Consider the following 16511-nt stretch of genomic DNA (forward strand, 5'->3'; position numbering starts at 1 on the left):
GCAGTCGATTGTTGAAAAATCGAATATTTCCAATTCGAATATCTAAATATTAATTAATAATTTTTTGATCTAATTTGTTTCATGCACTATGGGGCTGCGCGTCAACTGCCAGGAATGCCCCCATGTCGCTGATCACCCACCCAAATGCCCGCGAGCTGACCAAGTCGGTACGCGCCACTGTGCTCGTGTTCAAGGACCCGCGCTCCCAGGAGCTGCTCAGCCGTATCGAGCGCCTGGCGCCCAGCGAGGCCAATACCCTGATCATCGGCGAAACCGGCACCGGCAAGGAGCTTGTCGCCCGCCATATCCACCACCTCAGCCGCCGTGGGCGTGAGCCATTCGTGGCGGTGAACTGCGGCGCATTTGCCGAAACCCTGGTGGAGAGCGAGCTGTTCGGCCATGAGAAAGGTGCTTTTACGGGCGCTACCAGTAACAAGGCTGGCTGGTTCGAGGCGGCCAATGGCGGCACGTTGTTCCTCGACGAAATCGGCGACTTGCCGTTGAACATGCAGGTGAAGTTGTTGCGAGTGCTGCAGGAGCGTGAGGTGGTGCGCCTGGGCTCACGTACGCCGATACCGATCAACGTGCGGCTGGTGGCGGCAACCAACGTCAACCTGGCTGATGCGGTGGTGGCAGGGCATTTTCGTGAGGACTTGTTCTACCGGTTGCACGTCGCAACAATACGCCTGCCGCCCTTGCGTGAGCGGCCTGGAGACATTCTGCCGCTGGCGGAATTCTTCATCGAAGAACATTGCCGACGGCTGGGTTACGAACGGGCATCGCTGAGCCCGGATGCCGAGCGCAAGTTGCTGGCACATAGCTGGCCGGGCAACATCCGCGAGCTGGAAAATGCCATTCACCATGCGTTGCTGGTGTGCCGCTATCAGGTGGTGGCACCGGCGGACCTGCACTTGGTCGATATCCGGCCACAGGTGGCGGCGCCTGTTGCTCAGGCTTACCTGCCGGCAGCGAGCGCGGCACCGCCTGAATTGGAAAGCGCTTTGCTGGCGCTATTCGAGCAGAATGTCCCGAACTTGTATGAGCATATCGAGGAGACGGTGTTCAGGGCGGCGTATCGGTACTGCCACGGCAATCAGCTGCAGACCGGGCGCTTGCTGAACATCAGTCGCAATATCGTGCGGGCGCGGCTGGAAAAAATCGGCGAACTCTCTAAAACGTGATGGCTGTCCATATCATTGCCATCTGATAAGACGTGCAGCCCAGGTCAAGCGACCTGGTGTCGGCTGAAGTCATTGTTTTCCCCTCAACGTCTGCGCTGCCTGGGCTGGCCTTCAGCAAGCCAGTTCCCACAGTGGCAGCCTGTTTTTTCGCAACAGGCGACAAGGACGGTAATGATTCTGGCTTTTCAACTCCTTCGTAGCCGTGCGCTGGCTGCAGCTGAGACGTTGGGTCCAGCCTGAACATGTAGCCCCGATGACTGCTAGCCTTATGTCGCGTGAATGCATTCTCAGGGGCTGTGCTGGGTTGGAGGAAGCATGAAGTTTCACGAATTCAAGATCAGTGGGAAAAACCTGACTCCCGCCAAAGCGAAGCCATTCGAGACAATCACGCCATGGGCCGCAAAGCTCTGGCCGCTGCCAATCCTGTTGCTCGCCACGCTGGTCCGGCTGTATGGCTCAACCGCCTCCGCCATATGGTGCGACGAGGGTTCCAGCTTGTTGATGAGCCAGTACTCGCCCTCGCTTATCTGGATCCACAGTGCCCATGATGTACACCCACCGCTTTACTTTCTCCTTTTACACATCTGGATAGGCGCATTTGGGGATAGCCTGTTTTCGATCAGGTTCCTCAGCGTGTTGACAGGTATCGGTACTGTGGGCCTGGGCATGTGGCTGGTCTATCAGGTCGCAACCCGTCACGCTGCAATCGTGGCTGGCGTGTTAATGGCCTTGCTGCCCATTGCAGTGCGTTATAGCCAGGAAGTACGCATGTACTCGCTGATGGGGCTGTGGTTGCTGGGCGCAACCCTTGCACTGGTCTATTGGGTGAGAAAACCTGAGCGGCACCGTTACCTTGTCATTTATGTCCTGTTAATGACGGCAAGTTTCTACACTCATTATTTCACTGGGCTTTGCGCGCTGTCTCACTGGGCCTATCTGACAGTCGTGCGCAGCGAAAAACGCCGACTCGTCACACTGCCAGCATGGTGGGTCGCCAACAGCTTCATCGCCATGTTGTATGCGCCCTGGATACCCGGCCTGATTGACTTGCTGCAGCACCTTGACCAACTCAGGGCGGGTGGCGACATCGGCTGGATTGAGCCCATCACCATGGCTTCACTGCCATCGACCCTCTGGCAGTATCTGACCCTTAGCGATGCCCAGAATCTGAGGTGGCCGCTCTACCTTGCATTGCCACTGGCGCTGGTGCTGGTAACGGGCGCTGTCTGCCTGCGTGATCGAAGCCCGTACAAATTTAATGTTCTACTGGCGATCTATGCGTTTCTTCCGCTGATCGTCGTATTTGTGGTGTCCTGGAAAGTACCGCTGCTGGTCGAGCGCTACCTGATGTTTTCCGCCCTGGGCTTGCCGATGATACTGGCAATTGCGATTGATCAGCTAAGGCGTCACTTTCGTTACGCCGCAGTCGCCATGTTGGTGACGGTGCTGACGGTAGAGCTGGTCGGTTTGCATAATGACTACCAGACCGATGATGAGCAGTTCGACAAGCTGGTCAACTACGTCAATGAAAACTATCAGGCGAATGACCGTATCGTGGTCAGCGATCTTTTCTGGTATTTCAGCTATGTCTACTACAACAAGACCGGCTCGGTGCCGCTGCTCTATACACCGCCACGCGCCGATGGTACCTCCGGACGGCCAGGCGATTACGGGTTTGGCACGTTGGTCAACAGCGACGCCGACAGGGTCTATCTCGACAGCCTTGAAATGCTACCCTTGGGCCAAACGCGCGTGTGGTTGGTCAGCAACAGCGCGCCGCCCGATGATTTCGCCTCCATTCCGGGTAATTGGAACAAGGTAAGCACGCTCAAGGTCGGGGATACCCAAGTGCGTCTTTACACGTTGAGGCGACAGTAGAAACCCTGGATTGCCCGTGGCGATTCATCCGCGTACATATTGCTCTGTCGACACCACAGTCACATAGCCAGACCGCAACGCTGCTATCAGGAACAAAATGAGAAAGTCCATCACCGTAGCCATCGCATTACTGGCACCGCTGGTGCTCGCGGCCTGCTCCACAACCGGCTCAGGAAAACCGCCCAGCGAAACGGCGGTCACAACTGCCAAATACCAGAAAAGTGACTTGTACGGCCTCTGGTACTCCAACGCCGATGACGGTACCTCACAGGCGTTGGCGCTGTTGCTGCTCAAGGCAGATGGTTCAGCAACCGACTTTCTGATCGTCAGTGACAAAAACGCGATGCAAAAAATCGTACAGCAATCGTCATGGTCGTATGACGCTGAACGCAATGTGTTCGAGCAAACCGTCAGCGAAGTCTCCACCCAGAACGGTAAAGCCCCCGCGACAGTCACTCATCCCCATGAAGTCATTCGCGCATCCGTCGAACTGGTCAAGCTGGATAACAAAGTGATGGGCATCAAATTCAAAAGGGAAGATGGCGAGGTCACCGGTTACCTCAAGGGCAGTGCCGCCATGCTCGAAAAGCTCAAGCACATTCGGTAAGCGCCTACCCGTAAAGCCTTAGCGTTGAGTTTTCTGCCGCTGCAAGCGCTGGATACGGTTGACCGCGATCTGCACGCAGGCCGCCACTACGCACAGCAAACCGATTTTCCAGCTGCCTTCAAGACCAAAATGCTCAGCCAGTTTCCCCGCGATGATCACGCTTACGAAAATGGCCACAGGCAGGATCAGTTTGTTCATCAGGACTTCCACGTAGGGGCAAAGAAAGGCCCAAGTCTACTTCACTGGGCTTGCCCGGTGACAACGGACAGCAATAAGCGCTCCTGCGTGGCTCAGCTTCAGGCATCATGCTCCCAGCCCCGTTCGAAAGCCGACCTCTGCCAATGACCGACAGCACCAAACCCAACCGCGCCATCTACGACCTGGACATGCTCCGCGCCGTGGTCATGGTGGCCGACTGTGGCAGCTTCACCACCGCCGCCGCGCGCCTGCACTCCACCCAGTCCACGGTCAGCCAGAAGGTGCGCCGGCTGGAGGAGATGGTCGGCCACCAGTTGCTCGACCGCAGCAACCGCGAGGTGCACCCGACCGACGCTGGCGAGACGCTGTTGCGCTATGCACGGCACCTGCTGGCGGTCAGCAACCAGCTGAGCGAAGCGATGTCGGGCGGGGTCTCGGTCACGGTGCGCATCGGCCTGCCGGACGATTTTGTCGCGGGCAAGACGATGCAGGCGCTGGCCGCGTTCAACCGGCTCAACCCCACCGTCAAGCTGGAGATCACCGGGGGCCTGAGCCGCGACCTGATGAGCACCTATGACCGTGGCGAGCTGGACCTGGTGCTGGTCAAACAGCGGCGCCACAGCCGCGAGGCCAATGCCTGCCAGCCTGAGCGTATCGAGTGGATCGACAGCGCGCAGTATCCGAGCTTCGCCCAGGACCCGATCCCGCTGGTGACCTTTCCGCCGCGTGGCCTGTACCGCGATGACATGATCAGCGCGGTGGAGGCCATGGGGCGCAGTTGGCGCATCGGCTTTACCAGTTCCAGCCTGGCGGGTATCCAGGCGGCGGTGGCCAATGGCTTGGGTGTCAGCCTGTTGCCGTCGCGGGTGGTGACGCCAGGGCATCGGGTGCTGGGGGCGGAGGAGGGGTTCAAGCCGATTCGGGTGTTCGAGGCGGCGATCTTCCATCGGCCCACGGCGGACCCGATGGTCAAGGAACTGGCCGAGATTCTGATCGGCATCTTGCGCGCCGAAGCTGAATAAGGGGGTGCTGCCTTGCAGCCCATTGCCGCGGTTCGTCGCCATGACAAGCGCGGCTCCCACGGGTGTGGAGTAGCCTGCTCGGCATGATCAGAGCCAGATCGCATCCCAATGTGGATAGTCGCCGACGCTCTCGACCAAGCCTGCTCGCTTCGGGTTCATGATGATGTACCGCGCCACTGCCTGGACATCTTCTTCACGGCGTAGCGCCCGGTCATGAAAGCCTTTCTGCCACAGTTGCCCGCTTCGTCCTCTGTGCCGGTTGATCATCAGGGTGCTTCGCGACTTCACGCGCCGCATCAGTTGCCTCAAGCTCATTGGCCCGAGCTCGACCAGCCAGTGGAAATGGTCAGGCATCACCACCCAGGCCAGAGATCGGGCGTCGCCTTCCTCTTGCGCCTGACGGAATTGATTCACCAGCACACGGGCCGAATGAAATTCACTGAAGATATGCGCCCTGCCCAACGTCGTGCTGGTGAGCAGATACAGTCGACTAGTTTCTGAGAACCGGCCAAGTCTCAATTGATCTGAATGGGGACGGTCCATGTTCTCTGCCTCCTGATGATTTACCCATCAGGCTAGCGGCCATGAGTCTATCGATGGCGTGAGAATTGGCACATGGTGTGTCTCTAGGGGGCTGCTTCGCAGCCCATCGCCGGCAAGCGCGGCTCCCACAGGGTTCGTGCAAGTGCTCGGGACGTCCAGCTGGCGCAAATCCTGTGTGGGAGCCGCGCTTGCCGGCGATGGGCCGCAAAGCGGCCCCAGAGAGCGCTCTAGCGACGCAATTCGGCAGCAAATTGCGCAGCCTTCAATTGCAACTGTGCAGGCCCGCCCCAGAACGCGCCATGGCGCACGATCACCCGCTCATGAATGGCCGCTGCCACCGCCGCAGCAGCATTTGGTGCCTTGAACAGCACGAAGCTGGCTTCATTGCCCACCCTCAACCCGTAATCCTGCTTGCCCATTACCCCGGCGCTGGCTACGGTCGCCATCTCCAGCGCTACCCGCAGTTCCTCGTCGGTATTGAAGCCCGAGCGGTAGCTGACCAGCATCGCCCGTTGCAGCATGTCGCCGTTGCCATAGGGCCACCAGGCGTCCTGGATGTTGTCGTTGCCAGTGAACACCCGCACGCCACCAGCACGCAGGCGCAGTACGGGCGGGAAGGCGTGTTCGCCGGGAGCGTTGGTCATGATCGACACGCCGGCACGGGCCAGCACTGCTGCGCTGCGGTCGACTACCGCGTCGCTGACATCGCCCAGGCCATAGGCGTGGCTCACCGCAACCAGGCCTTGCATGCCCAGTGCCTGGGTGCGGGCGGCGATGCGTTCGAGCTGGGCGATGCAGGTGTCGCCGGGTTCATGCAGGTGGATGTCGACCTTCACGCCATGGCGCTCGGCAATGCCGAAAACGATATCAAGCTGGGCTTCGGCGTCGCCGTCCAGGGTGGTCGGGTCGATGCCGCCGACCACCTGCACACCCTCGCGCACGGCAGCTTCCATCACTTCGGCGGTGCCGGGGCAGCTCACCACGCCGGCTTGTGGGAAGGCCACCAGCTCGATGTCGATCAGGTCTTTCCAGGTGTCCCGGGCTTCGAGGATGGCGCGCAGGTTGGCCAGGCCGGTGGTGGCGTCGACGTCGACATGGCAGCGCATGGCCAGGGTGCCGAACGAGGCGGCCTGGCGGATCAGCGCGTCGGCACGCTCGACGATCGGTGGGGCGCTGGCGAGCTCGCGCTTTTCCACGGCCAGCCGCTCGCGCAGGCTGGCGACCGGCTGGTGCGGGCGCCAGCGGTCGCCGACAAAGCTCTTGTCCAGGTGGATGTGGCCGTCGACGAAGCCGGGCAGCACCAGCAGCCCTTCGAGGTCGATGGTTTCATCGGCGGCGATGCTGGCGCGTTGCGGGCCGATGTGGCTGATGCGGCCGTTGCGTACGGCGATGTTCAGGGGCTGGCCATCGGCATCGATGGCATTGATGAACTCACGGTCGTTCATGAGGGGGCCTTTTTTCCGAGGCTTGGGTAGCGCCATACGGTAGGGAGGATCCCGCTCCCTCACAAATTAATTATCAGGATCGACCGCAGTGCATTTCTTGATGCAGGCAGGGCAGCGGGCTGTATTAAAAAGCCCACTGAAGTCGATTCCGATAATTAACTTTCAAAGCCTTCGATCTCGGCCCAGGATGGCCCTCGTGACCAGCCCAACCCCCTGCTACAGGGCTTTCGGGCCGGTTCAACGCCCACAATAAAAACAAATGCCGTGTCGGAGTCCTCCCATGACCAATGATTCCAAGCTGCTGCGTGCCGCCTTGATTTTCATTGCCTGTACATCATTCATCGTCTGCGGTGTGCAACCCATTTTCATGGGCTTGCTCACCGAGCAACTGAGCCTGTCACTCGACCAGCAGGGCTGGGTGGTGTCGGTCGAGATGATCGGCATGACCCTGGGCACCTTGCTGTGCCCGATCCTGATGAAGCGCCACGGCGGGCGCAGTCTGTGCCTGTGCGTCGGTGCGCTGTGCGTGGCCCTGAGCGTGGCCACGGCTTTTGCCACCAGCAACACGATGTTGCTGGTGGTGCGCCTGGCGGCCGGCACCTGTGCGGGGCTGGTGTATGCCTATGCGGTGTCGACGCTGGGCCGTTTGCCCAACCAGGACCGTTCATTTGGCCTGATGTTGCTGTTGCAGACGCCGGAGTACTCGTTGTTCTCCGCAGCGCTGCCGTTGCTTGCCGCGCAGAGTGGGACGGTGACCGCCTTGAGCGCGTTCGGCCTGTGGTACCTGCTGATTTGCGGCGCCAGCCTGGTCTTGCCGCGGCGCCCGGCGCTGTCACTGGCCTGCGGTGAAGGCTCGCCGGCCCAAGTCGGCTCGGCGCGCACGGGGTGCACGGCGCTGCTGGGCATGCTGTTCATGCAGATCGCCATTTATTGCGTGTGGGGCTTCATCGACCAGCTGGCGCGTGACCAAGGCATCGATGGTGTCGATATCGGCTGGGCGTTCGGGCTGTCGGCCATCGGTGGCTTGCCCGGGGCCGGGCTGCCGAGCCTGCTGGGGGCGCGGATCAACCGCCAGCTGATGATCGCGGTGGGGCTGGTGGCGGTGTTCATCTCCATTGCCATGCTCACCGGCCACACCCGCACGCCGATGCAGCTGTTCGTCGCGCTGCTGCTGATCAACTTTGGCTGGGTGCTGTCGTTGTCCTACTACATGGCGTTGATCACCACCAACGACCCGACCGGCAAGCTCACGCCGCTGGTCAGCATTACCTTGATGGGCGCGGCAGCGGTGACCCCGGCGCTGATCGCCCTGCTGGTGGAAGGCTCCAACCAGCAACTGATCTTCCTGCTGGGCACCGGGGCGCTGGTGATTGCCTTTGCCGTGACCTGCCTGGGGGCAGGGACCAAGGCCGTGCACAGCAAGGCGGCTGTCTGAGCGACCGGGCCAAGGCCGCAAGGCCGTGTGCAAACCGCGCCCCGCGCTGACGGGGCGCTTGCCTTGCTACTGCAGCGTCGGCGGTTTGGCCGCCGCAGGCAATGCGGCCACGACTGCTTCTATCCGCGCAATGTCACGCGCCAGTCGCTCTGCATCATTGTGTTTGCCTTCGGCCTTCAAACGGTCCCGCTCCCGTCGCAGGTTGAGCAAGTTTTTCTGCAAGGCCAGGCCAGATTTATTGTATTGATCCATGTTTCTCTCGTGCCATTAGCATCCGTGCCGTTGTAGGAAAAACGGACCGTAGCAGCCCCAAAATCCTCTGGATACTGAGGTTTCATACAGGAAAAAGGCCGTTGCCGCGATTCTGCCTACACTGGGCTGGCGAAACGTCCTACAAATCCCCTCGCTATTTGTTGCAACTCATGTGCAACAAATGCCCGTCGGATGCCCGGATTTGCTGAGGATTGCAGGGTTGGATCTGGTTCACGCGCACGGGCAGCGGAGCCACGTTGATTTCCGCCGCGGCTGAAACGTTATGTAGCAATGTTCAGGTCACTTGAAGAACTGACTGGGGGTGATGCCGAACTGGCGCTTGAACATGCTGGCGAACGCGCTGGGGCTGTCGTAGCCCAGCGTGCCCGCCACATCGATGATGCGCTGGCCCAGGGCGATGCGTTCCAGCGCCTGCATCAGCCGCGCCTGCTGGCGCCACTGGCCGAAGGTCATGCCGGTTTCCTTGCGGAACAGGCGCTGGATGGTCTTCTCGTCGACGCCCAGGTGCGCGCCCCAGTCGGCCACGGTCGAGGTGTCGTGTGGGCGCTCGTGCAGGGCCGAGCAGATGGCCCGCAGGCGCGCGTCGCTGGGGTGCAGCAGCTTCAGCGGCAGGGTCGGCAGCACGCAGATTTCATCGAGGATCAGACGCATGATCCGCGCTTCGCGCGAGTCCTCGACAAACGGCCCCGTGAAGTCGACCGACGCCTTGATCAGCTCACTGAGCAACGGCGAGATGCTGATGGCCTTGCTCTGTTGCGGCATATCGGTTGCTGCATCGGGGCGCACGAACACGCTGCGCATCTTCACGTCACCGACGCAGCGAATCGCATGCGCCTGGCCGCAGGGCATCCAGATGCCGCGGCTGGGTGGCACGGTCCAGCGCTCGGCCTCGGACTCGACCAGCATCAGGCCCTTGATGGCGTAGATCAGCTGGTGCTTGGCATGCGAGTGAGGGGCGATGTACCAGTCCGGCGGGTAGTCGGTTGCCCGGCTGCCCACCTCCCAGGGCCATTCATCGACCTCCATCAGCAATTCGTGCTGGGGTTTGACCATGATGCTCTCGTGCAGTCCGCCAAGCGCCGCATCTTAGCAGCAGCGGGTAGGCTGCGCCTTCGAACGGGTCGCCGGCAGCAGTGCGGTGGCCAGGCCGAGCAGCGGCAGGAACGAAATCACCTGATACACCCACTCGATGCCATGCAGGTCGGCCAGTTCGCCAAGGCCCGCGGCACCGATGCCGCTGATGCCGAACATCAGGCCGAACATCACCCCTGACACCATGCCGACCCGGCCAGGCACTGCCTCTTGGGCGTACACCACCAGCGCTGCGAATGCCGAGGACATCACCAGGCCGATGGCCACCGCCAGCACGGCGGTCCAGGCCAGGTTGGCGTAGGGCAGGGCGAGGGCGAACGGGGCCACGCCAAGGAAGGAGACCCAGATCACCGCCTTGCGCCCGATGCGGTCACCCACTGGCCCACCGGCAAAGGTGCCCAGGGCCACCGCGGCAAGGAACACGAACAGGTACAGCTGGCTTTGCTGCACGCTCAGGCCGAAGTGCTCGATCAGGTAGAAGGTGAAGTAATTGGTGAACGACGCGATGTAGACGAACTTGGCGAACATCAGCACGGCGATCACGCCCACGGCCCGCCACATGGCGCCCTTCGACAGCCCTGGCGCCTGTTGCCCGGCCAGGCCCTTGAGCTGGGTCTGGCCGTGGCGCAGAGTCCAGCCGGTGATGCGCAGCAGCACGAAGATGGCCAGGCCGGCCACCAGCATGAACCAGGCGATGGCCGGCTGGCCGTGGGGGATGACGATGGCGGCGGTCAGCAGCGGGCCGATCGCCGAGCCGGTGTTGCCGCCGACCTGGAAGGTCGACTGCGCGGTGCCGAAGCGCCCGCCGGAGGCCATGCGCGCCACCCGCGAGGCTTCCGGATGGAAGGTCGCCGAACCGATACCGACCACGGCAGCGGCGACCAACAGCATTTCGTAACTGTTGGCGAACGCGAGCAGGGCGATGCCGACCAGGGTGAACAGCATGCCGGTGGGGAGCAGGTATGGCATGGGGCGCTTGTCGGTGTACATGCCGACCCATGGCTGCAGCAGCGAGGCGGTGACCTGGTAGATCAGGGCGATCCAGCCGATCTGGGCGAAACTCAGCGAGAAATCACGCTTGAGCATCGGGTAGATCGACGGCAGCACGGCCTGGATCAGGTCGTTGAGCAGGTGGGCGAATGCAGCGGCGCCGACAATGCGGACCAGGAAGCCCTGGGGTTGGTCGACAGCGGTGGCGGCAGGGGCCAAGGTGGCGGCAGGAGTCGTCATGGGCGAGGCTCTTTTTCGAGTGATGGCAAGGCATTGCCCGAGGGAGGTTATCCAGCCGGGCAATGCCTGTCTCACGCCGAACAGGCACTCACTGTCGCGATTCGGACATTCAATCGGCCAGGCTACAAGGATTGCGCCAGTCTTCGGCGGCTGAGCAAGACAGTTGCTTGCACAGGTACCGTTCGATCCCTGTGGCAGCGGGCTTGCCCGCGAAGAGGCCGGTACAGATTCCGACAATCAGCCGGGCAATGGGCTGCTCATCCTGCTATGCCTAAACATGGCGCATTCACCCGCTCCAGGCCCCGGCGCCCCCGGAGCGCGTGTTTGGCACAGGTGCCGAGCGACTGGGAGGTGCCACATGCTTTTCATCATTCAATGGAGCATTGCCCCGGAAAACCGCAACGCCGTCATGGCCCGCTTCGCCAAGACCGGCGGCCTGCCACCTGCCGAGCTGAAGGTCCATGGCCGTTGGCATGCGGTAGGCGAGCTGCAGGGCTTTGCCGTGGTTGAAAGCAATGACCTGCAGCCGGTGTTGCAGTGGACAATGGACTGGAGCGACCTGGCGCACATGCAGGTCAGCCCGGCGATGACCGATGCCGAACTAGGCCCGATACTGGTGGCCGCCGTGAGCAAGATGACGCATTGAGCACCGTCATCAGGATGGCTGGGGTGTCGTGCCTTCCTTGGCCATCCACTTGAGCAATGCGGCGATCGGTACCCGGCGATGCACTTCGTGACGCTGGGTATCGCCACCACTGCCGTAACGTTCCCGATAGCGGCTGACAATCAGTTCGCGCCCATCCGCCGAGACGCGGGCTTCGAGTTCGTGCAACAGCACCGGCTGCTCGGCCCCGCATTCCACACGGCGGAACAGTGAAACAGCATCACTCACCGGTATTGCCTCCCTGACATTGGTCCGGGCGCTTGCCGGGTGCGCCGAGTTTGCCCTCGGCAACCCGGTTGGCACGCTGCTGCGCGGTGTAGTCGCGCAGGGCCTGGTAGTAGTCCGGCTGAGTGCGCAGTTTGTCGGTCAGCGGTAACGCCTGCGCCCGGCCATCCACCACGCCACCGGCCATGGCCACGGTGCCCAGGGTCTGGACCGTATCGCTGTTGTCGCCGAACGGGTCCAGCGCCAAGCCCAGTACCCGGCCAGTTGCATCGCGCAGGTTGTGCGTGCCCAGCAGCGGCAGCTCGACGATCGGGCCATCGGCGATGTTCCACACGCCGAAGGTCTGGCCGAAGTCCGACTCATGGCGGGCAAGCCCCATCTTGCCGGAGACATCGATCAGGCCGGCCACACCGAGGGTGGTGTTGAAAATGAAGCGGCTCAGGCTGGTCATCGCCCGTTGGCCGTTGCCTTGCAACAGGTCGTTGGCGAATACCTTGGGCTCACCGAAGTTGGCGGCGAAGTTGTGCATGCCTTGCTGGGCGAAGTTCGGCAACGTGGTATAGCCACGGGCGACCGGCGCCAGCAGGTAATCGTCGACGCTGCGGTTGAAGGCGAACACGGCGCGGTTGGCCGGTTCGGCCGGGTCGCTGAGCTGATGGGCAACAGGTCCGCAGGCACTGGCCGGCGGGCGCTGGCTGCAGCCGCTGGCAGCGAGCAGCGACAAGGCAAGGACCGTGTTGCGGGCAGATAGCCAGGTAGCAGAAGGGGTTTGCATAGGCACATTCCTGTGAAGAAGTGGCGCCGATGCTGCAGGGGATTGATTGCCTGGGAATGTCCGAATTATCTCGCGGCTGACACTTTGTTTCCGGATTGAAATATATGACGGCGGCCCGGAGATGGCCTTACAGTACGCCGTAATTGCCTTTGTTCGCGGTACCTTTGTGTGAGCCATTTGCTGATTGTTGACGATGATCTTGAAGTACTCGACCTGCTGCAGAAGTTTCTATGTCAGCACGGCTATGAGGTCGATGTAGCCCGCGACGGCAAAGGGCTTTGGCAAGCCCTGGAACGGCGGGTACCGGACCTGGTGATTCTCGATGTGATGCTGCCGGGCGACAGTGGCCTGGTGCTGTGTCAGCGTTTGCGCGCCGAGCACAAGGTGGCGGTGATCATGCTCACCGCCATGGCCGAGTTGAGCGATCGCGTGGTTGGCCTGGAACTGGGCGCCGATGATTACCTGACCAAGCCCTTTGCCGCCCGCGAGCTGCTGGCGCGGGTGCGTGCTGTGTTGCGCCGGGTCGGTGAAGCGGCGGCAGGCGTGGCCGCCAACCCGTGCACAGTGCTGGAGTTTTCCGGCTGGCAACTGGATGTGCTGCGGCGTGAGTTGCGCTCACCAGAGCAGGTGATGATCCCGCTGTCCAACGGTGAATTCGAACTGTTGCTGGTATTTGCCGAGCATCCGCGGCGGGTGCTCAGTCGCCAGCAATTGCTCGACCTGGCCCGGGGTGAAGCCTACGAGGCCTATGACCGCAGCATCGATGTGCAAGTCAGCCGGCTGCGGCGCAAGCTGGAGGGCGACGCAGGCGCCGAACCGCTGATCCGCACGTTGCGCAATGCCGGCTACCTGTTCACGGCCAGCGTGGTCAGGCGATGAGCGTGTTTGCCAAGCTGTGCAAGGCCCTGCCGCGACCACGGATCACCATCGCCCGCTGGATAGCCCTGACCACCCTGACGGCGATGCTCATCCTGTTGTTGCTCAAAATGCTGTTCAGCCTGTTGCTGAGCGTGTGGGCACAGCCGCCGTTGCTGGAAAGCGGGCTGATCGAGAAGGTCGCCGCCGTGACCCGCATTCTGGATGCCGCACCGGTCACGCAGCGTGCCAACATCGCCAGCGCAGCGGGTGATGGTTCTTATACCGTGCAATGGTTGCGCAGCCATGACGAAGCCGGTGTGCCTGAGCTGGTCGATGCCGAATTTCGCAAGGGCGCAGCCACCCTGCGAGCCTTGCTGAAACGGCCAGACGCGCGGATCCAGACCTTCGAACCGTCCGATCTGCCGGAATATGCACCGGCGCGCGGCTATGCCCTGATGATCGAACTGACTGACAAGAGCTGGGTGCTGTACCGCGCCACGGACCGCAGCTGGGGCCTGGACGAACTGCCGCGCAACCTGATCATCCTCGCCTTGATGCTAGCGTCCAGCCTGCTGGTCGCGCTGTTTGCCGCTCGCTATCTGGCCCGCCCGCTTGAGGCATTCGCCGAGGGCGCGCGGCGTTTCGGCAAGGACTTCAATGCCCCGCCGATCCCGGTGGTCGGCCCCCATGACCTGCGCCAGGCCATTCTTGCCTTCAATGCCACCCAGGCGCAGCTCAGGCACTTCGTGAACGACCGCACACAGATGCTGGCGGCGATTTCCCACGACCTGCGTGCGCCATTGACACGCATGCGCCTGCGTGGCGAGTTCATCGAGGACGGCGACCTGCAGGCCAGGCTGTTCAAGGATGTCGACGAAATGCAGGCCATGGTCGATGCTGCGCTGGAATTCTTTCGCGACGATGCGCGGCTTGAGCAGACCACGGCGTTCGACCTGGCCGAGATGCTGCAGACAGTGGTGGAAGACTTCAAGGACGCGGGCATCAAAGTTGCCCTCGATGCACCGCGGCGCTGCGTTTACGTTGGGCGGCCGGTGGGCATCAAGCGGGTGCTGGTGAACCTGGTCGATAACGCGGTCAAGTATGGCCTGGCGCCTGAAATGCGCTTGGCGGTCACTGCCGAGCACCTGGAAATCAGCGTGCTGGATCGCGGGCCGGGTATCGCGCCGGAATTGCAGGAGCGCGTGTTCGCGCCGTTTTTCCGCATCGAAGGTTCGCGCAATCGCGACACCGGCGGCGTCGGGCTTGGCCTGCCAGCGGTGCGTGCGATCGTGCTGGAGCAGGGTGGCAGCGTGACCCTGGCCAACCGGCCGGGCGGCGGGCTGGAGGTCAAGGTCAGCTTGCCGGTGGGTTGATCAGAGCCCCAGCTCGCTCAGGCCAGGGTGGTCGTCCGGGCGCCGGCCGAGCGGCCAGTGGAACTTGCGCTCGGCTTCAGCGATAGGGTGTTCATTGACGCTGGAAAAGCGGTTCTGCATCAGGCCATCGTCGGCGAATTCCCAGTTCTCGTTGCCATAGGCGCGGAACCATTGGCCGCTGTCGTCGTGGTATTCGTAGGCATAGCGCACGGCGATGCGGTTGCCGGTGAAGGCCCACAGTTCCTTGATCAGGCGGTACTCCAGTTCGTGGTTCCACTTGCGGGTCAGAAACGCCTCGACCTCGGCGCGGCCACGGGGGAATTCGACGCGGTTACGCCAGGCGGTGTCGACGGTGTAGGCCAGTGCCACTTTGGCCGGGTCGCGGCTGTTCCAGCCGTCCTCGGCGAGGCGGACCTTCTGTATGGCGGTTTCGTGGGTGAAGGGAGGCAGTGGTGGACGGGACATCGGGGTGGCTCCTCGGCAGTGGTTGGCAGGGAGTAGCGTAGTACTCGCTGGCGTGGCCGAGAATCCGTGTGTTTGGCATTTCATTATTGCGCAAAGTGGAACAAACGGTCAGCGAGGCACTTGGCACTTACTGAAGTTCAAGCCTCGACTTCGTCGACATAAGCATCGAAGAACCAGTCGGGTATTTCTTCGGCTCGATATTCCAGTTCGCTACCTTCGGTGATTTCCGCCAGCCATACCGCGCGTTCACCTGAGTTGTCGAACACGTAGGCGCGGTTGCTGACGGCGATGGCATCTGGCAGCAAGTCCAAGGCGCGCGCATAACGTGTTCTTACGAGATCTGGCCTGACTGGATGACCACCCTGCTGCACGCGAATGTGCACCCGGTCGATATTGATCTCAGGGTTCTCAGTTGAGACGAAGTAAAGGTATGTGCGGTAGCCACACGCTTGTGCCTGGTGCATGAACTCGATCTTGCTGGGGTGCGACATGACCGTTTCGAAACTGAAGCTGACGCCTTTATCGAGCAAGCGGTGCCGAATGAGGTCAGACAGTACGGAGGCGAAATATGAATTCACCTTGATCTGTCGATAGTCGATTCGAGAGCCGTGCACTCCCAGCATTCTGACTTCATCAGTCAGCTGCTTCTGCTGTACCAGGTAGTGATCGATGTGAAACAAGACCAGTTCAGCCAGGCTAACGTCGATACCGAAGACAGCCAGGTCGACGAAACCAGTGGATCTGGCCTCTTTTTCCAATTCATCAGCATTGACGAAAATTCGCGTCAGGGCTGCCGGCAGGTCAGCTTTGATCGTACTTTTGCCAGAACCGTTGGGGCCAGCGAAAACGCGAAGCCTGGGAGCCTTCACTGGGCCGGATTCTCGCTGACCTTCCTTACGCTGACTTTCTCGCCAATAGTGACCTTTCGTCGGGGTTTGGCCTCGGCCACTACGGTCTTGGAACCGTCGGCAGCCACACGCACGAGATGACCGTCATCCGTACGCAGAACCCCATTGCGGCTCACTTGCAACGCCCGCAGATAAGCGCAATGCGTTGCTTCAGTGGCGCAGTCGGGAATCATCTGTTCGAGTGCGTCGAGCTCAGATTCAGTGGCAGGCTTGGCTTTTGCAGCCATGGGTAGATACCTCCAGACAACCTGAAACAGATTGTATGCATGAGAGGCATCATAGCGTTGGCAGGGTAAAAAGGCATCAATGGATGGCATCCTGGCGTTCCTGATAAGCGGT

19 protein-coding genes are annotated in these 16511 nt (G+C 61.5%); 8 read left to right on the forward strand and 11 right to left on the reverse strand.

Annotation, left to right across the window (positions count from 1 at the left end; all coding sequences use genetic code 11):
* Positions 1 to 122 precede the first annotated feature (122 nt).
* The 3 genes from ACIPZ5_RS02270 to ACIPZ5_RS02280 all read left to right on the forward strand — a co-directional run bounded on the left by ACIPZ5_RS02270 (position 123) and on the right by ACIPZ5_RS02280 (position 3666).
* Positions 123 to 1181: a sigma-54-dependent Fis family transcriptional regulator gene (locus tag ACIPZ5_RS02270; protein WP_261940694.1), complete on the forward strand. Its 1059-nt coding sequence runs from the start codon at positions 123 to 125 to the stop codon at positions 1179 to 1181.
* A gap of 315 nt (positions 1182 to 1496) precedes the next feature.
* A complete protein-coding gene (locus tag ACIPZ5_RS02275; protein WP_400806391.1) occupies positions 1497 to 3059 on the forward strand; it encodes a glycosyltransferase family 39 protein in 1563 nt (520 codons plus the stop codon).
* A 97-nt stretch (positions 3060 to 3156) separates the two neighbouring features.
* Positions 3157 to 3666 (forward strand): hypothetical protein, encoded by a 510-nt coding sequence (locus ACIPZ5_RS02280; protein ID WP_343594942.1) that lies wholly within the window; start codon positions 3157 to 3159, stop codon positions 3664 to 3666.
* Positions 3667 to 3684: 18 nt separating this feature from the next.
* On the opposite strand, the gene ACIPZ5_RS02285 is transcribed toward ACIPZ5_RS02280, so the two are convergent.
* A complete protein-coding gene (locus tag ACIPZ5_RS02285) occupies positions 3685 to 3864 on the reverse strand; it encodes a hypothetical protein (protein WP_343594944.1) in 180 nt (59 codons plus the stop codon).
* Positions 3865 to 4007: 143 nt separating this feature from the next.
* On the opposite strand from ACIPZ5_RS02285, the gene ACIPZ5_RS02290 reads away from it, so the two are divergent.
* Entirely contained in the window at positions 4008 to 4886 is an 879-nt protein-coding gene (locus ACIPZ5_RS02290) for a LysR substrate-binding domain-containing protein (RefSeq protein ID WP_261940690.1), read from the forward strand.
* A gap of 87 nt (positions 4887 to 4973) precedes the next feature.
* On the opposite strand, the gene ACIPZ5_RS02295 is transcribed toward ACIPZ5_RS02290, so the two are convergent.
* Complete coding sequence (locus ACIPZ5_RS02295; protein ID WP_400806395.1) at positions 4974 to 5429, reverse strand: REP-associated tyrosine transposase; 456 nt, start codon at positions 5427 to 5429, stop codon at positions 4974 to 4976.
* A 227-nt stretch (positions 5430 to 5656) separates the two neighbouring features.
* A complete protein-coding gene (locus ACIPZ5_RS02300) occupies positions 5657 to 6874 on the reverse strand; it encodes an amidohydrolase family protein (protein ID WP_400806396.1) in 1218 nt (405 codons plus the stop codon).
* A gap of 280 nt (positions 6875 to 7154) precedes the next feature.
* Between ACIPZ5_RS02300 and ACIPZ5_RS02305 the strand changes: the two genes are divergently transcribed.
* Complete coding sequence (locus tag ACIPZ5_RS02305; RefSeq protein WP_400806398.1) at positions 7155 to 8309, forward strand: MFS transporter; 1155 nt, start codon at positions 7155 to 7157, stop codon at positions 8307 to 8309.
* Positions 8310 to 8375: 66 nt separating this feature from the next.
* Here ACIPZ5_RS02305 and ACIPZ5_RS02310 read toward each other — a convergent pair whose 3' ends face one another.
* From ACIPZ5_RS02310 to ACIPZ5_RS02320, 3 genes are all read right to left on the reverse strand, one after another.
* On the reverse strand, positions 8376 to 8561 hold the full coding sequence (locus ACIPZ5_RS02310) for a hypothetical protein (RefSeq protein WP_400806400.1): 186 nt from the start codon (positions 8559 to 8561) through the stop codon (positions 8376 to 8378).
* Positions 8562 to 8861: 300 nt separating this feature from the next.
* Complete coding sequence (locus ACIPZ5_RS02315) at positions 8862 to 9635, reverse strand: helix-turn-helix transcriptional regulator (protein ID WP_343594962.1); 774 nt, start codon at positions 9633 to 9635, stop codon at positions 8862 to 8864.
* Positions 9636 to 9668: 33 nt separating this feature from the next.
* Entirely contained in the window at positions 9669 to 10904 is a 1236-nt protein-coding gene (locus ACIPZ5_RS02320; protein ID WP_400806402.1) for an MFS transporter, read from the reverse strand.
* A gap of 358 nt (positions 10905 to 11262) precedes the next feature.
* Here ACIPZ5_RS02320 and ACIPZ5_RS02325 point away from each other — a divergent pair, with 358 nt between their 5' ends.
* Positions 11263 to 11550, forward strand: coding sequence for a DUF3303 domain-containing protein (locus ACIPZ5_RS02325; RefSeq protein ID WP_085674329.1), 288 nt, complete (start codon positions 11263 to 11265; stop codon positions 11548 to 11550).
* 9 nt (positions 11551 to 11559) lie between these two features.
* On the opposite strand, the gene ACIPZ5_RS02330 is transcribed toward ACIPZ5_RS02325, so the two are convergent.
* Together ACIPZ5_RS02330 and ACIPZ5_RS02335 are read right to left on the reverse strand one after the other, a co-directional pair.
* Positions 11560 to 11796 (reverse strand): hypothetical protein, encoded by a 237-nt coding sequence (locus tag ACIPZ5_RS02330; protein ID WP_343594969.1) that lies wholly within the window; start codon positions 11794 to 11796, stop codon positions 11560 to 11562.
* Positions 11789 to 12568, reverse strand: coding sequence for a VacJ family lipoprotein (locus ACIPZ5_RS02335; protein WP_400806404.1), 780 nt, complete (start codon positions 12566 to 12568; stop codon positions 11789 to 11791). Before ACIPZ5_RS02335 ends, ACIPZ5_RS02330 begins: the two co-directional genes overlap by 8 nt.
* 168 nt (positions 12569 to 12736) lie before the next feature.
* On the opposite strand from ACIPZ5_RS02335, the gene ACIPZ5_RS02340 reads away from it, so the two are divergent.
* Both ACIPZ5_RS02340 and ACIPZ5_RS02345 read left to right on the forward strand, forming a co-directional pair.
* The gene (locus ACIPZ5_RS02340; protein ID WP_400806406.1) at positions 12737 to 13447 is read left to right on the forward strand and encodes a response regulator; all 711 of its coding nucleotides are present in this window, start codon (positions 12737 to 12739) and stop codon (positions 13445 to 13447) included.
* Entirely contained in the window at positions 13444 to 14799 is a 1356-nt protein-coding gene (locus ACIPZ5_RS02345) for an ATP-binding protein (RefSeq protein WP_400806408.1), read from the forward strand. Before ACIPZ5_RS02340 ends, ACIPZ5_RS02345 begins: the two co-directional genes overlap by 4 nt.
* Here ACIPZ5_RS02345 and ACIPZ5_RS02350 read toward each other — a convergent pair whose 3' ends face one another.
* From ACIPZ5_RS02350 to ACIPZ5_RS02360, 3 genes are all read right to left on the reverse strand, one after another.
* Positions 14800 to 15264, reverse strand: coding sequence for a DUF1348 family protein (locus ACIPZ5_RS02350; protein WP_400806410.1), 465 nt, complete (start codon positions 15262 to 15264; stop codon positions 14800 to 14802).
* A 137-nt stretch (positions 15265 to 15401) separates the two neighbouring features.
* Positions 15402 to 16133: a zeta toxin family protein gene (locus tag ACIPZ5_RS02355; RefSeq protein WP_343594976.1), complete on the reverse strand. Its 732-nt coding sequence runs from the start codon at positions 16131 to 16133 to the stop codon at positions 15402 to 15404.
* Positions 16130 to 16489: a hypothetical protein gene (locus ACIPZ5_RS02360; RefSeq protein ID WP_400806412.1), complete on the reverse strand. Its 360-nt coding sequence runs from the start codon at positions 16487 to 16489 to the stop codon at positions 16130 to 16132. The genes ACIPZ5_RS02355 and ACIPZ5_RS02360 overlap by 4 nt, the downstream gene beginning before the upstream one ends.
* Between the last annotated feature and the right edge of the window lie 22 nt (positions 16490 to 16511).

This window comes from Pseudomonas sp. NPDC089428 (assembly GCF_044749325.1).
Classification (GTDB): domain Bacteria; phylum Pseudomonadota; class Gammaproteobacteria; order Pseudomonadales; family Pseudomonadaceae; genus Aquipseudomonas.

What these genes read in the sequence shown, in the direction of transcription:
- ACIPZ5_RS02270 (WP_261940694.1), top strand. Translation starts at nt 123, where the DNA reads ATGTCGCTGATCACCCACCCAAATGCCCGCGAGCTGACCAAGTCGGTA.
- ACIPZ5_RS02275 (WP_400806391.1), top strand. Translation starts at nt 1,497, where the DNA reads ATGAAGTTTCACGAATTCAAGATCAGTGGGAAAAACCTGACTCCCGCC.
- ACIPZ5_RS02280 (WP_343594942.1), top strand. Translation starts at nt 3,157, where the DNA reads ATGAGAAAGTCCATCACCGTAGCCATCGCATTACTGGCACCGCTGGTG.
- ACIPZ5_RS02285 (WP_343594944.1), bottom strand. Translation starts at nt 3,864, where the DNA reads ATGAACAAACTGATCCTGCCTGTGGCCATTTTCGTAAGCGTGATCATC.
- ACIPZ5_RS02290 (WP_261940690.1), top strand. Translation starts at nt 4,008, where the DNA reads ATGACCGACAGCACCAAACCCAACCGCGCCATCTACGACCTGGACATG.
- ACIPZ5_RS02295 (WP_400806395.1), bottom strand. Translation starts at nt 5,429, where the DNA reads ATGGACCGTCCCCATTCAGATCAATTGAGACTTGGCCGGTTCTCAGAA.
- ACIPZ5_RS02300 (WP_400806396.1), bottom strand. Translation starts at nt 6,874, where the DNA reads ATGAACGACCGTGAGTTCATCAATGCCATCGATGCCGATGGCCAGCCC.
- ACIPZ5_RS02305 (WP_400806398.1), top strand. Translation starts at nt 7,155, where the DNA reads ATGACCAATGATTCCAAGCTGCTGCGTGCCGCCTTGATTTTCATTGCC.
- ACIPZ5_RS02310 (WP_400806400.1), bottom strand. Translation starts at nt 8,561, where the DNA reads ATGGATCAATACAATAAATCTGGCCTGGCCTTGCAGAAAAACTTGCTC.
- ACIPZ5_RS02315 (WP_343594962.1), bottom strand. Translation starts at nt 9,635, where the DNA reads ATGGTCAAACCCCAGCACGAATTGCTGATGGAGGTCGATGAATGGCCC.
- ACIPZ5_RS02320 (WP_400806402.1), bottom strand. Translation starts at nt 10,904, where the DNA reads ATGACGACTCCTGCCGCCACCTTGGCCCCTGCCGCCACCGCTGTCGAC.
- ACIPZ5_RS02325 (WP_085674329.1), top strand. Translation starts at nt 11,263, where the DNA reads ATGCTTTTCATCATTCAATGGAGCATTGCCCCGGAAAACCGCAACGCC.
- ACIPZ5_RS02335 (WP_400806404.1), bottom strand. Translation starts at nt 12,568, where the DNA reads ATGCAAACCCCTTCTGCTACCTGGCTATCTGCCCGCAACACGGTCCTT.
- ACIPZ5_RS02345 (WP_400806408.1), top strand. Translation starts at nt 13,444, where the DNA reads ATGAGCGTGTTTGCCAAGCTGTGCAAGGCCCTGCCGCGACCACGGATC.
- ACIPZ5_RS02350 (WP_400806410.1), bottom strand. Translation starts at nt 15,264, where the DNA reads ATGTCCCGTCCACCACTGCCTCCCTTCACCCACGAAACCGCCATACAG.
- ACIPZ5_RS02360 (WP_400806412.1), bottom strand. Translation starts at nt 16,489, where the DNA reads ATGCCATCCATTGATGCCTTTTTACCCTGCCAACGCTATGATGCCTCT.